At 69.7% G+C, this 12423-nt stretch carries 13 protein-coding genes; 8 read left to right on the top strand and 5 right to left on the bottom strand.

The window, feature by feature from the left end; translation table 11 throughout:
* On the top strand, positions 1 to 1284 hold the full coding sequence (locus SKC41_RS03485) for a nucleotide-binding protein (RefSeq protein WP_442931553.1): 1284 nt from the start codon (positions 1 to 3) through the stop codon (positions 1282 to 1284).
* An 8-nt stretch (positions 1285 to 1292) separates the two neighbouring features.
* Here SKC41_RS03485 and SKC41_RS03480 read toward each other — a convergent pair whose 3' ends face one another.
* Positions 1293 to 1454: a hypothetical protein gene (locus SKC41_RS03480; protein ID WP_330976333.1), complete on the bottom strand. Its 162-nt coding sequence runs from the start codon at positions 1452 to 1454 to the stop codon at positions 1293 to 1295.
* Positions 1455 to 1500: 46 nt separating this feature from the next.
* On the opposite strand from SKC41_RS03480, the gene SKC41_RS03475 reads away from it, so the two are divergent.
* On the top strand, positions 1501 to 1869 hold the full coding sequence (locus tag SKC41_RS03475; RefSeq protein WP_442931552.1) for a DUF4229 domain-containing protein: 369 nt from the start codon (positions 1501 to 1503) through the stop codon (positions 1867 to 1869).
* A 2-nt stretch (positions 1870 to 1871) separates the two neighbouring features.
* Here SKC41_RS03475 and SKC41_RS03470 read toward each other — a convergent pair whose 3' ends face one another.
* Both SKC41_RS03470 and SKC41_RS03465 read right to left on the bottom strand, forming a co-directional pair.
* On the bottom strand, positions 1872 to 2879 hold the full coding sequence (locus SKC41_RS03470) for a beta-ketoacyl-ACP synthase III (protein WP_330976332.1): 1008 nt from the start codon (positions 2877 to 2879) through the stop codon (positions 1872 to 1874).
* A 159-nt stretch (positions 2880 to 3038) separates the two neighbouring features.
* A complete protein-coding gene (locus SKC41_RS03465; protein WP_330976331.1) occupies positions 3039 to 3917 on the bottom strand; it encodes a 1,4-dihydroxy-2-naphthoate polyprenyltransferase in 879 nt (292 codons plus the stop codon).
* Between the two features lie 111 nt (positions 3918 to 4028).
* Between SKC41_RS03465 and SKC41_RS03460 the strand changes: the two genes are divergently transcribed.
* Together SKC41_RS03460 and SKC41_RS03455 are read left to right on the top strand one after the other, a co-directional pair.
* A complete protein-coding gene (locus tag SKC41_RS03460) occupies positions 4029 to 4805 on the top strand; it encodes an S-methyl-5'-thioadenosine phosphorylase (RefSeq protein WP_330976330.1) in 777 nt (258 codons plus the stop codon).
* On the top strand, positions 4802 to 5830 hold the full coding sequence (locus SKC41_RS03455) for an NAD-dependent epimerase/dehydratase family protein (protein WP_330976329.1): 1029 nt from the start codon (positions 4802 to 4804) through the stop codon (positions 5828 to 5830). Before SKC41_RS03460 ends, SKC41_RS03455 begins: the two co-directional genes overlap by 4 nt.
* 6 nt (positions 5831 to 5836) lie before the next feature.
* On the opposite strand, the gene SKC41_RS03450 is transcribed toward SKC41_RS03455, so the two are convergent.
* Entirely contained in the window at positions 5837 to 7507 is a 1671-nt protein-coding gene (locus tag SKC41_RS03450; protein ID WP_442931551.1) for a DUF7937 domain-containing protein, read from the bottom strand.
* A 227-nt stretch (positions 7508 to 7734) separates the two neighbouring features.
* On the opposite strand from SKC41_RS03450, the gene SKC41_RS03445 reads away from it, so the two are divergent.
* From SKC41_RS03445 to SKC41_RS03435, 3 genes are read left to right on the top strand one after another with little or no spacing between them, the layout of a single operon-like run.
* Entirely contained in the window at positions 7735 to 9516 is a 1782-nt protein-coding gene (locus SKC41_RS03445; RefSeq protein ID WP_330976327.1) for a hypothetical protein, read from the top strand.
* Between the two features lie 9 nt (positions 9517 to 9525).
* A complete protein-coding gene (locus tag SKC41_RS03440; protein ID WP_330976326.1) occupies positions 9526 to 10182 on the top strand; it encodes a glycosyltransferase family 2 protein in 657 nt (218 codons plus the stop codon).
* On the top strand, positions 10179 to 10841 hold the full coding sequence (locus SKC41_RS03435) for a TIGR04282 family arsenosugar biosynthesis glycosyltransferase (protein ID WP_330976325.1): 663 nt from the start codon (positions 10179 to 10181) through the stop codon (positions 10839 to 10841). Before SKC41_RS03440 ends, SKC41_RS03435 begins: the two co-directional genes overlap by 4 nt.
* Before the next feature lie 130 nt (positions 10842 to 10971).
* Here the strand turns inward: SKC41_RS03435 and SKC41_RS03430 are convergent, their stop codons facing one another.
* Entirely contained in the window at positions 10972 to 11718 is a 747-nt protein-coding gene (locus tag SKC41_RS03430; RefSeq protein WP_330976324.1) for an SDR family oxidoreductase, read from the bottom strand.
* Positions 11719 to 11828: 110 nt separating this feature from the next.
* On the opposite strand from SKC41_RS03430, the gene SKC41_RS03425 reads away from it, so the two are divergent.
* Positions 11829 to 12377, top strand: a complete 549-nt coding sequence (locus SKC41_RS03425) for a TetR/AcrR family transcriptional regulator (protein ID WP_330976323.1) — start codon at positions 11829 to 11831, stop codon at positions 12375 to 12377.
* Positions 12378 to 12423 lie beyond the last annotated feature (46 nt).

Raw genomic sequence — 12423 nt, 5'->3', positions numbered from 1 at the left:
ATGCACGTGGCTGAGCAGTCATCGAGTGGCGTGGGGGCGCCGGAACATCCGACGGCTGATTTGAATCCGCAGGAGCAGCAGTCGGCCGGCGAGACGTCTTCCGATCCCAACGCCGAGGCGCCGACCAGGGCCTTCGCCGGCTTCCGCACCGAGCGTCGGGTCACGGCAACCGAGCGGCGCGAAGCACCGGCGCCTCCCCCGGCCGGGATGCCGCCCTGGGATTCCACGCCGGTGACCGGCATCCCGCGGGTCGACCCGACCGCATACGGCGCCTACTACAACGGCCCCTCCGAGGCGCCCGCGCAAGCCCCGGCCCCGTACCGCCGCGAGCACCTGCCGCATACGCCGTATCCGGAACTGTCCACCGGCATGCTGCTGCGGCCGATCAAGCCGCCGCCATCGGAAGGCTGGCGCCGGCTGGTCTACGTGCTGTCCGGCCGGACCATCAACCTGGGGGAGAGCCCTCGGGCCGCCCGGCAGAACAACCTGGTGGCGTCGGTCAACCGGCCGTTGCGCGGCTCCTACCGGATCGCGGTGATCTCCCTGAAGGGTGGCGTCGGTAAAACCACGATCGCCGCCACGCTGGGTGCCACCTTCGCCCAGATCCGCGGCGACCGGGTGGTGGCCGTCGACGCCAACCCCGACCGCGGCACCCTGAGCCAAAAGATCCCGCTGGAGACCGCGGGCACGGTGCGTCAACTGCTGCACGACGCCGGAACGGTCGAGCGCTACAGCGATGTCCGCCGCTACACCTCGAGGGGCCCGAGCGGGCTGGAAGTGCTGGCGTCGGAAAGCGATCCGGCGGTATCGGAGGCATTCAACGCCGACGACTACACCCGCACCCTGGGCATCCTCGAGCGCTACTACGGCCTGGTGATCACCGACTGCGGGCCCGGCCTGCTGCACTCGGCGATGTCGTCGGTGCTGGAGAACGCCGACGTTCTGATCGTGGTGAGTTCCGGTTCCATCGACGGTGCGCGCAGCGCCTCGGCGACGCTGGACTGGCTCGACGCGCACGGCCACGAAGCGCTGGTTCGCAACTCGATCGCGGTCATCAACGCGGTGCGCCCGAAGACCGGCAAGGTCGACATGAACAAGGTGGTCGATCACTTCTCGCGGCGCTGCCGCGCGGTGCGGTTGGTGCCCTACGACGCTCATCTCGACGAGGGCGCCGAGATCCACCTGGATCAGATGCGGCGGGAGACCCGTGAAGCACTCACCAGCTTGGCTGCCGTTGTCGCCGAAGGGTTTCCGGGAGACCAGCCGAACCTCGGCATCGCTTAACGGAGCGGTCAGCGGGGGTTGTCGTCCCCGCTTTCCAACCGCCGCATGAAGTCTGGATCGTCGTCGGGTCCGATGACGCGGGTCTTCGGCCGGTGCGCCTGCGATCGCGCCGCGCGCCAGCCAATGTAGATCAGCGTCCCCAAGACCAGGACAACCACCAGGTAGAGCACTGCACACCTCCTTTGAGCGAATATACTCGCGCCGTAGGCTCGAGCTGTGTCAGAAGGGCCAAGCGACAACAGCACTGGGAACACTCCGTCGGACGACGCGCCGCAGCGCACCCGCGACAGCGCGGTTGTCGACGTTTTGCTCTACGCGGCGGCGCGGCTGCTGCTGGCGCTCGTGCTCACTGCAGTGATCTATCTCGCGGCGCGGCTGCTCGGCGTCAATCAGATCCCGATCGTCGTCGCGGCTTTGTTCGCGTTGATCATCGCGATGCCGCTGGGCATCTGGCTGTTCGGCCCGCTGCGCCGGCGTGCCACGGCTTCGCTTGCGGTTTCCGGCGAACGCCGGCGCGCCGAACGCGAACACCTGCAAGCCCGGCTGCGCGGTGAGGCCGGCGACGACGAACCCTCCAAGAGCTGAGCTCAGTAGTTGGGCATCCGCACGACCTGCGCGGCATAGCTCAGGCCCGCGCCGTATCCGATCAGCAGGGCCAGATCGCCGGGCCGCGACGCCCCGGTGGCGAGCAGCTCGGCCATCGCCAGCGGAATGGACGCCGCGGACGTATTCCCGGTGTGCTCAATGTCATTGGCGACAATCGCGTCCGGGCGCAGGTTCAGATTCTTGGCCAGTACCTCGTTGATCCGGGCGTTGGCCTGATGCGGGATGAATACGTCGATCTGATCGGACCGCACGCCCGCGGCGTCCATCGCCTGTCGCCCGACCTTGCCCATTTCGAATGCGGCCCAACGGAAGACAGCGCTGCCTTCGAGCCGAAGAAACGGGCGCGGGCCGGTCGGGTTCTCGGTGTACGCGATCCAGTCGATGTCCTGACGGATGGCCATGGCCTGCTCGCCGTCGCTGCCCCAGACGGTCGGCCCGATTCCCTGCTCGGGCGTCTCGCCAAGCACGACCGCGGCGGCGCCGTCGGCGAAGATGAAGCAGTTGCTGCGGTCGAGCATGTCCACGGTGGGGGACAGTTTCTCCGAACCGATGACCAGCATCTTGGCCACGCTGCCGCCGCGGATCATGTCGGCCGCGACGCCCACCGCGTAGCCGAAGCCGGCGCATCCCGCCGAGATGTCGAATGCGGGCACACCGGTTGCGCCCAACGCCGAAGCGACCGCCGGTGCGCTGGCCGGGGTCTGCAAGAACTGGGTGCTGGTGGCGACGATGACGCCGTCGATGTCGGTCGCTTCCAGTGCGGCCTTGGCGATCGCTTCGCGGCTGGCCTCGACCGACATCGACGCGACGGATTCGTCGGCGGCGGCGAAGCGGCGGGTCTTGATGCCGGTGCGCGAGTAGATCCACTCGTCGGAGGAGTCGATGTTGCGACACAGCTCCTCGTTGGTGACCACGCGTTCGGGGCGGTAGGCGCCGACGCTGAGCAGTCCGATGTTCCTGGGCCCATTTGTCGCGGCGATCTGCTGCATTGCGCTCCTCGCTCGGGCTTGCTGTGTAAGGGCTGTCACATCGACGCTAACGCGTGTTGTCGGAATCCGACGACGTCTTCGTGAAGGAATCCCTTATCGGGTGTGCCGCTACGGCGACGACGCGCCGGCGAAGTCCGCCCTCAGCGCATACTCACCGCATCAGGCAGGGTGGGCCAGCGCCAGTGCCGCGGCCACCGCGACCGCCCAGACCAGCATCGTCAGCCCGGTGTCCCGCAGCACCGGGATCAGCTCGGGGCCGCCGCGCCCGGATCGCACCGGCCCGGCGGCGCGCAGCGCCAACGGGGTGGCAATCAACCCCACCGCACACCACGGCGTCGCCAGCATCAGCACCAGCGTCAGCACCCCGGCGGTCGCCAGCAGTCCCTGATAGAACAACCGGGTGCGGGTATCGCCGAGCCGCACCGCCAGGGTGATCTTGTGCGCCTGCGCGTCAGTCGGGATGTCCCGCAGATTGTTGGCCACCAGCACCGACGACGACAGCGCGCCCGTGGCCACCGCCAGCACCAGTCCCACCCAGTCCACCCGCAGCGCCTGGGTGTACTGCGTGCCCAGCACGGCGACCAGCCCGAAGAACACGAACACCGCGACCTCGCCGAAGCCCGCATACCCGTAGGGCCTCGAACCGCCGGTGTACAGCCAGGCGCCCGCGATGCACGCGACACCGACCGCGATCAGCCATGGCGCGCTGAGCAGGGCCAGCGCCAGACCGGCCGCCGCGCTCACCGCGAGCGACGCCACCGCGGCGGTCAGCACCGCTCGCGGCGTCGCCAGTTTCGAGCCCACCAGCCGGGCCGGGCCGGACCGGACGTCGTCGGTGCCCCGGATGCCGTCGGAGTAGTCGTTGGCGTAGTTGACGCCGACCGTCAGCGCGACGGCGACGGCCAGCGCCAGCAGCGCCTTCCACCACACGGCGCCGTGCTGCCAGGCCGCCGCACCGGTGCCCGCGACGACCGGCGCGATCGCATTGGGCAGCGTCCGCGGTCGGGCCCCCGAAATCCACTGCGCAAAAGTGGCCACCAGGGCATCCTGCCCTATGCACCACAATGGGCGAATGCCCGCCGGTGATGATGCAGAGCAAAAGAGCGATGTGGGGGCACCTCCCGCTTGCGGGGAGAGGAAGCGGCGTAAATGCTCGGAGTGATCGGCGGCAGCGGCTTCTATACATTCTTCGGCTCCGACGTGCACCACGTCAGCCCCGACACCCCGTACGGCCCGCCCAGCGCCCCGCTGACGGTGGGCACTGTCGGGGAGCACGAAGTCGCCTTCCTGCCCCGGCACGGCGCCAAGCACGAGTACTCGGCGCACACCGTGCCGTACCGCGCCAACATGTGGGCGCTGCGCTCGCTGGGTGTGCGGCGGGTGCTCGCGCCGTGCGCGGTGGGCAGTCTGAATCCCGCGTATGGACCGGGCTCCATCGTGGTGCCCGATCAGCTGGTGGATCGCACCAACAGCCGCGCGGACACCTACTTCGACTCCGGTGCGATTCACGTCGACTTCGCCGACCCGTATTGCCCGGCCTTGCGCGAGGCGGCCACCGGCCTGCCCGAGGTGGTCGACGGCGGCACCATGGTGGTGATCCAGGGCCCGCGATTTTCCACCCGCGCCGAGAGTCAGTGGTTCGCCTCGGCGGGTTTCACGCTGGTAAACATGACCGGATATCCGGAGGCGGTGCTGGCTCGTGAACTTGAAATCTGTTATGCGACAATCGCTTTGGTGACCGATTTGGATGCCGGCGTCGGCCACGGTGACGGCGTGAAGACGGTCGACGTGATGGTGGAATTCGAGAAGAACATCGAGCCGTTCAAGACGCTGGTGCGCGAGGCCATCGCCCGGGTTGCCGTTGAGCGCGACTGCACGCACTGCCTGTCGCACACCGGCGTCACGCTGCCGTTCGAGCTGCCGTGAGGGTGTTGCTGACCGGCGCGGCCGGTTTCATCGGGTCGCGGGTGGACGCGGCGCTGCGCGCGGCGGGTCACGAGGTGATCGGCGTCGACATGCTGTTGCCTGCCGCGCACGGACCAAACTCGTTGCTGCCCAACGGATGTCACCGGGTCGACGTCCGGGACGCCGAGGCGCTGGCCCCGCTGCTCGACGGTGTGGATCTGGTGTGTCACCAGGCCGCGATGGTGGGCGCCGGCGTCGACGCGGCCGACGCGCCCGCCTACGGCGGTCACAACGACTACGGCACCACGGTGCTGCTGGCGCAGATGTTCGCCGCCGGGGTTTCTCGCCTGGTGCTGGCATCGTCGATGGTGGTGTACGGGCAGGGCCGCTATGAATGCCCGCAGCACGGGGAGGTCGACCCGCTGCCGCGACGGCGCGCGGACCTCGATGCCGGCGCCTTCGAGCACCGCTGTCCGCTCGGCGGCGAGGAGCTGGCCTGGCGGCTGGTCGACGAGGATGCCGCCCTGCGGCCGCGCAGCCTGTACGCCGCCAGCAAGACGGCCCAGGAGCATTACGCGCTGGCGTGGTCGGAGTCGACGGGCGGCTCGGTGGTGGCGTTGCGCTACCACAACGTCTACGGTCCCGGCATGCCGCGCGATACCCCGTACTCCGGAGTGGCGGCGATCTTCCGCTCGGCGCTGGAAAAGGGCCAGGCGCCAAGGGTTTTCGAAGACGGCGGCCAGATGCGCGACTTCGTCCACGTCGACGATGTGGCGGCCGCCAACCTCGCTGCCACCGCTGACCGCGACGGTTTCACCGCGGTCAATGTCTGCTCGGGACGGCCGATCTCGATCCTGGACGTGGCCACGGCGATCTGCGAGGCGCGCGACGAGGCGGTGTCCCCGGTGATCACCGGGCAGTACCGCAGCGGCGACGTGCGCCACATCGTCGCAGACCCCGCCCGTGCCGCCGAGGTGTTGGGCTTCCGAGCGGCGATCGATCCGCGTAAAGGCCTGCGCGAGTTCGCGTTCGCGCCGCTGCGCTGACTCGCGCTAGGACGGGTCGTGCGGCGGCCGGTAGATCTGCGGCTTGGAGATCGGTAGCTGGCTGGTGGCCGAGTCTTGGTCTTCCGGGCCGCGGAAGATCCGCGGCGCACCGGCCAGTTGCGGTATTGCGGTGGTGGGTGATTCGCCGGTGTGGATCCGGGTCGTCGCATCGGCCGAGGCGGGGAGAGCGCCGGTCGGGATGTGGGTAGTCGGCGCCTCGGCATTCTGCGCGACGGCACGCCTGCGGGCGGCCCGGCGACGCCGCCGCAGCCGGCTGAAGTGTCCGGTGATGATCGCCGCCACCAGGATGCACACCGCCAGCGCGGACAGCGCGACGTCGAAGGTGCTGGTGATCTGCTGGGCCAAATCGTTTCCGTAGACCGGGTTTTGCACAGCATTGGGCGCTTCCTGGAACCGCGGCGCCAGCACGACGCCTACGATGACCCGCGAAATGCTCAGTGTGGCAACAAGTCCGCACAGCGTCGTGATCAGCCGGGCCGAGGCCGACGCTTTGCCCAGGTTGATCCGCAGCCAGATGGCCAGGGCGGCGGTGGCCACGTCGAACGCGGCCAGCACCACGCTATCGTAGCGCGAGTACGGGTAGTTCAGGCTCACTGCGACGGCCAGGTCGGTGATCCGCATCGCCACCGACCCCAGGCTCCAAATGACGATGAGCAGCAGGCCGGTTCGGGCCGCCGCCCGCCAGGCGCCTTCCTCGGACGACACGGTGCGGGCCCGCCCGAACAGCGTGCGCGGCACGAAGATCGCCGCGGCCGCGGCCCACGCCAGATAGCCCTCGAACCCGACGCCCGCCGTCGACGTGTTCTGCGCGATGCCGTGGAACGCGTCGATGTCACGGCCGACCGGGAGCAGCCAGACGATGATCCCGGCGACCAGCGTCGAGGCTCCGAGCGCGATCGTCGCCAGCCGGGACGCCCTGGTGCCGCTGAGCAGCCACCGCGAAGCCACGAGCACCGCGAGCAACGCGACCAGGCCGTACACCGTCGCCGTCACGATGACCGCGATGTTCTGCTTACCGAAGTCGCCGGCCGAGTCGCCCAGCGCGTACTTCACCCGCCAGTACAGGGTGAAGCCGAAGCTCAATGCCGCGGCCAGCATCGAGACGTAGCCGATGATCTGGGCGGACCGGTGCCGCCCGTCCGCGGCGTCGTCGTCCGGCGCCGCGGCGTGACCGCCCGATTGCGTGCTCAGCAGCGCGCCGGCCACACCCAGCCAGGCGCCCGGCCCGACACCGCCCGGCACGGTCACGGATCCGCCGAAGCGGACGGTCTCGAACGCGTCGAACCCGACGAAGCCGAGCACCAGCGCCAAATAGGGAGCGTTGAGCGCCAGCCGAAGCCCGCTGACCGTCCGCCCGAAACCGGGCAACGCGATGGCGATCAGCGAAAGCAGCGTCACCCCGATCAGGGCCGCGAACACGGACGGGTTGCTGTCGGCGATCGCGATGCCGAAGTACAGGTTCCACGGCAGCAGCGCCGCAGCGAGGAGCAACACGGCGGCGGTCAGGTCGGCCACGACGTTGCGTCGCGGGGCCGGCGCCCCGGCAACCTGCGGGTCCGCCGCCGGCACACCCCTGATGGGGCCGGTAGGCGCCTCGTCGCTGCTCTGGCTCACGGTTCCCCCCGGGTATCGAGGACGGTCACTGACGGCGCACATTCGCTTCGGCGGCCGGGGAACCCCCTGCCGAGGCGACTTCGTTGCTTACTTGGAAACATAATCTCCGTTCGGACGACGCGGGAGTGACCGCCCGGTCTGGGAACGCCGTTACGCTGCGCCTGTAGGCGAACGGGGTCGCCCGAATGATTGTTACTGCCGACGGTACCGAAGTGTAATGATGCCGGGACAAGCTGGTTGCGGGGTCGGCCAGCCGAAGGAGAGCAGGTATGGACGTCGTTTTGGGGGTCGCTGTCACCGGCCCCGTCGCCCGCTTGGCGCTTGTCGGAGCGGGTGCCGGCGGTAGTGACGTTATCGACCAGTCCGTCGTCGACCTGGCTAACAACCCCATCGAACAACTCACCGAAACCGTGGTCGGGACGAATCGGCTGCTGGCGAACGAGCACCACCGCCTGGTCGGGACCCGGTTGTGCTGGACCGACCATCCCAGCGCCGACCAGCTGCGGCAGGCGCTGGAGGATTCCGGCGTGCACAACGTCGCGGTGCTGTCGCAGTCGCAGGCGGTGACGGCGCTGATGCGCGCGGCGGGCCGGTCCGGCGGCGCGCTGGTGGTGGACGACAACACGGCGACGCTGTCGGTGGTGGGCTCGGCCGACGGGGATCCCGATGCGCCGCCGACCATGTTGGCCAGCGAGCTGCTGGGCGGCGACGCCACCGGCACGCTGGACACGATGATGGCGCGGCTAGGTGAGCACCCCGACGCCACCAACGACGTGTTTCTGGTGGGTGCCTCGTCCGATCTCCCCGGGGTCGCCGACCAGCTCCGCGACGCGACGATGCGGGTGCAGATTCCCGAAGACCCCACCTTCGCGCTGGCCCGCGGCGCCGCGATCGCCGCCGCACCGCCGACCGCAGACTCCACCGCGATGGCCCCGGCGGTCGGGCTGACCGGCGATGCGACCGCGATGGCGCCCGCGGCCGGGCTGACCGGCGATGCGACCGCGATGGCCCCGTCCGCCGGGTTGGCCGATCCCGCCGCGGTCGACCAGCTGGCCTACTCGATGACCGACGATGACGACGACCTGTTTGCGGGCGAGGTCGACGAGTTCGACGACTTCTATGACGACGACCCCGACGCGGAGACCGGCCCGCTGAAACTGAGCCGCCGGTCCTTGCTGGTCGGCAATGCCGTGATCGCCTTCGCGGTCATCGGGGTGGCCTCGCTGGCCGTCGCGGTGGTGGTCGCCGTCCGGCCGACCGCGGCCCAGGAGCCCGTGGTGGGACACCAGAACGCCGCGCCGGGCAAGTTCATGCCGCTGTTGCCGACCCAGCAGCAGGCGCCGGTGCCCCCGCCGCCACCCGAAGCGCCCAACGCGGGCTACCAGGGCGGCGTCATTCCGGCTGTGCCGCAGGCGCCCGTGGGTCCGGCACCGGTCGCTCCCGCTCCGGAAGCGCCGGTTGTTCCAGGCCTGGTGCCCAACCCGGACGGGCCGATTCCGATGCCGGTGCCGATCATCATCCCGTACCCGGGCTGGCGGCCACATCCGTGGTATCCGCCGTACACGCCGCCGACATACACGACGCCGACGACGCCGACGACACCGACCACGCCGACCACCCCGACGACGCCGACCACGCCGACCACCCCGACGACGCCGACGACGCCCACGACGACCCCGTACACGCCGCCGACAACGCCGACAACGCCGACGACCACGCCGATCACGCCGACGACCACGGTCGCGCCGACGACGACGACGCCGTACACGCCGATCACGCCGACGACGACCGTGGCTCCCACCACGGTCGCTCCCACGACGCAGCAGACCGAGACGCAGCAGACGCAGACGCAGCAGACCCAGACGCAGCAGCCGATCCAGCCGACGCAGACGCAGCAGCCGGTCCAGCCGACGCAACAGCCCTCCCAGCAGACGGTGGCGCCGAAGCCGCCCGTACAGCAGCAGACCGTGGCGCCCAAGCCGCCGCCGCAGACCGCGGCCCCCAAGCCCCCATCCAGTGGCGGGGGCGGTCACTCGTCTTCCGGGTTCTGATCGCGGCTCATGCCCGGCGATCTGGTCACGGTGGTGCTGCCGTGTCTGAACGAGGAGGAGTCGTTGCCGGCGGTCCTGGCCGCCATTCCCGCCGGCTATCGAGCACTGGTCGTGGACAACAACAGCACCGATGACACCGCGGGCGTCGCCACCCGGCACGGCGCTGACGTCGTCGCCGAACCGCGGCCCGGATACGGCTCGGCGGTGCACGCCGGCGTGGTCGCCGCGACGACTCCGATCGTGGCGGTCATCGACGCCGACGGCTCGATGGATGCCGGCGACTTGCCGCGGCTGGTCGCCGCGCTCGAGCAGGGTGCGGACATGGCGACCGGCCGGCGGCGGCCCGTGGCCGGGCTGCACTGGCCGTGGGTCGCGCGGGTGGGCACCGTGGTGATGAGCTGGCGACTGCGCACCCGTCACGGGCTGCCGGTCCACGACATCGCGCCAATGCGGGTCGCCCGCCGGGATGCGCTGCTGGGTCTCGGGGTCGTCGATCGACGCTCCGGGTATCCGCTTGAGTTGCTGGTGCGTGCCGCGGCGGCCGGCTGGAGTGTCGTCGAGCTCGACGTCAGCTATGGCCCCCGCACCGGTGGCAAGTCGAAGGTCAGCGGTTCACTGCGGGGCAGCATCACCGCGATCCTGGACTTCTGGAAAGTGATTTCATGACCGACCTCCCGGCCACGCTGCTGGTGGTCGCCAAGGCGCCGGAGCCCGGACTGGCCAAGACCCGGCTGGCGGCTTCGGTCGGCGATCGGGTCGCGGCCGAGATCGCCGCGGCGGCGTTGCTGGACACGCTCGACGCGGTGGCCGCCGCCGCGGTGAGCTCGCGGGTGGTGGCGTTGACCGGCGACCTGGATGCGGCCGCCGGTGCGGCGCAGATCCGGCAGCGGCTCGCGTCGTTCACGGTGATCGAGCAGCGCGGTGACGACTTCGCCGACCGGCTGGCCAACGCCCACGCCGACGCGGCTGACGGCTTCCCGGTACTGCAGATCGGCATGGACACCCCGCAGGTGACGGCCGAGCTGTTGACCGACTGCGCGCGCCGGCTGTTACGGGCGCCGGCGGTGCTCGGCCCGGCCGACGACGGCGGTTGGTGGGTGCTCGGGGTGCAGAATCCGGCGATGGCCGAATGCCTGCGCGCCGTGCCGATGTCTCAACCCGACACCGGGGAGCTCACGCGAAAAGCTCTGCACGACAACGGTATTGACGTTCTACTGGTGCAGCAGCTGAGCGACTTCGATGTCATCGCCGATGTCGCCGCGGTACGAGAGGCGTGCGCACCGGCCAGCCGTTTCGCACGCGCCACCCGCGCGGCGGGACTGTAAGCCGACGCTCACGGCCGCCGCCTCGATCGAGGGTGCGCCCAGGGCGGCGACACGCCGCACCGTCCCGCCGCCCGGGCATACTCAACGCCGCCCGGGCACACTCAACGCCGCGCTCGCACACCCATGAACGTCAGGCGGTATATCCGCCGTCGACGTTCCAGTTGGCTCCCGTCACGAATCCCGCCTCCGGGCCAGCCAGGAAACTCACGACTGCGGCGACGTCACCGGTGTGCCCGTAGTGGTCCAGCGCCATGACTTGCCGCATGGCGTCCGCGAATGCGCCATCGGCGGGGTTCATGTCGGTGTCGATCGGACCGGGCTGCACGTTGTTCACGGTGATTCCGCGCGGACCCAGCTCGCGGGCCAGGCCAAGGGTCAGCGATGCGACCGCGCCCTTGGTCATCGCGTACACGGCCAACCCCGCGACCGGGACACGGTCGGCGTTGATGCTGCCGATGTTGATGATCCGCGAACCCTCGCCGAGGTGACCGATCGCGCTGCGGATCGCCGAATAAACGCCGCCGATGTTGATCGCCACCACGCGGTCGAACTGCTCCTGCGGGTATTCGTCGATCGGCGCCATGTACGCGGTCCCGGCATTGTTGACGAGGATGTCCAATCCGCCGAGGTCGGCGACGGCCTGCTCGACCGCTGCGCTGACCTGTGCCGGATCGGCGCTGTCGGCGCGAATGGCCACCGCCTTGGTCCCGTTGGCGGTCACCTCGGCAACGAGCTTGTCCGCCTCGGCGGCCGATGACGCGTAGGTGAACGCCACCGCGGCACCGTCGGCGGCGAGCCGGCGCACGATTCCCGCGCCGATTCCGCGCGCGCCGCCGGTTACCAGCGCTCGGCGTCCGGCTAGGGGTGCTGTGCTCATGTCGCTGCCTCTCGTCGTAGTTTCGAACCGATTGGTTACAAAGTATGATCTGCTCAAGCCGGTTGTCGAGCGAAAGATGCGGCTGTGACGTGGATCACGGAAGGCAGAGCGTGGCGGTAGGGCGACCCCGGCAGTTCGACCCCGAACAGGTCGAGGGCATCGCGATGCGGCTGTTCTGGCACCGTGGCTTCGACGCCGTGTCGATCAGTGATCTGACCGAGGCGACGGGGGTGAATCGTCGGGGCATCTACGCCGAGTTCGGCTCGAAAGAAGGCCTCTTCGAGCGGGCCAAGCGGCGCTACATCAATGGTCCGGGCGGCTACATGGCAACGGCGCTCGCCCGCGCGACCGCCCGCGAGGTCGCCGAAGCCATGGTGCATGGAGCGGCCGACGCGACATCGGGTGACCCGGATGGCTGCCTGCTGGTCGGAAGCGCGGTGGGATTGGCCGAGTTTCGTGATGCGGCCGCGCGTGAGCTGGCACGCCGGTTCGACAAGGCGGTGACCGCGGGCGAACTCTGCGACGTCGACACCATGTTGCTGGCTCGCTGGATTAGCGCGGTCTGCCAAGGCATTGCAATCCAGGCCCGTAGCGGTGCCGATCGTGCGGAACTGCACGCGATCGCCAATCTGGCCTTGGCGGGTTGGCCGAAGTCCTAGTGTGAACTCCGGCCCCTACCTGCCCGACGGGTTGCGGTCGACGCGA

Origin of the sequence: Mycobacterium sp. 050128 (genome assembly GCF_036409155.1) — a bacterium.
GTDB lineage: Bacteria > Actinomycetota > Actinomycetes > Mycobacteriales > Mycobacteriaceae > Mycobacterium.
This window is presented reverse-complemented; position numbering and strand designations above follow the sequence as displayed.

Bases quoted from the DNA above. Each gene is read 5' to 3' on its own strand.
- SKC41_RS03485 (WP_442931553.1), top strand. From the start codon at position 1: ATGCACGTGGCTGAGCAGTCATCGAGTGGCGTGGGGGCGCCGGAACAT.
- SKC41_RS03470 (WP_330976332.1), bottom strand. From the start codon at position 2,879: ATGCAGCAGATCGCCGCGACAAATGGGCCCAGGAACATCGGACTGCTC.
- SKC41_RS03460 (WP_330976330.1), top strand. From the start codon at position 4,029: ATGCTCGGAGTGATCGGCGGCAGCGGCTTCTATACATTCTTCGGCTCC.
- SKC41_RS03450 (WP_442931551.1), bottom strand. From the start codon at position 7,507: ATGTGCGCCGTCAGTGACCGTCCTCGATACCCGGGGGGAACCGTGAGC.
- SKC41_RS03430 (WP_330976324.1), bottom strand. From the start codon at position 11,718: ATGAGCACAGCACCCCTAGCCGGACGCCGAGCGCTGGTAACCGGCGGC.
- SKC41_RS03445 (WP_330976327.1), top strand. From the start codon at position 7,735: ATGGACGTCGTTTTGGGGGTCGCTGTCACCGGCCCCGTCGCCCGCTTG.
- SKC41_RS03440 (WP_330976326.1), top strand. From the start codon at position 9,526: ATGCCCGGCGATCTGGTCACGGTGGTGCTGCCGTGTCTGAACGAGGAG.
- SKC41_RS03435 (WP_330976325.1), top strand. From the start codon at position 10,179: ATGACCGACCTCCCGGCCACGCTGCTGGTGGTCGCCAAGGCGCCGGAG.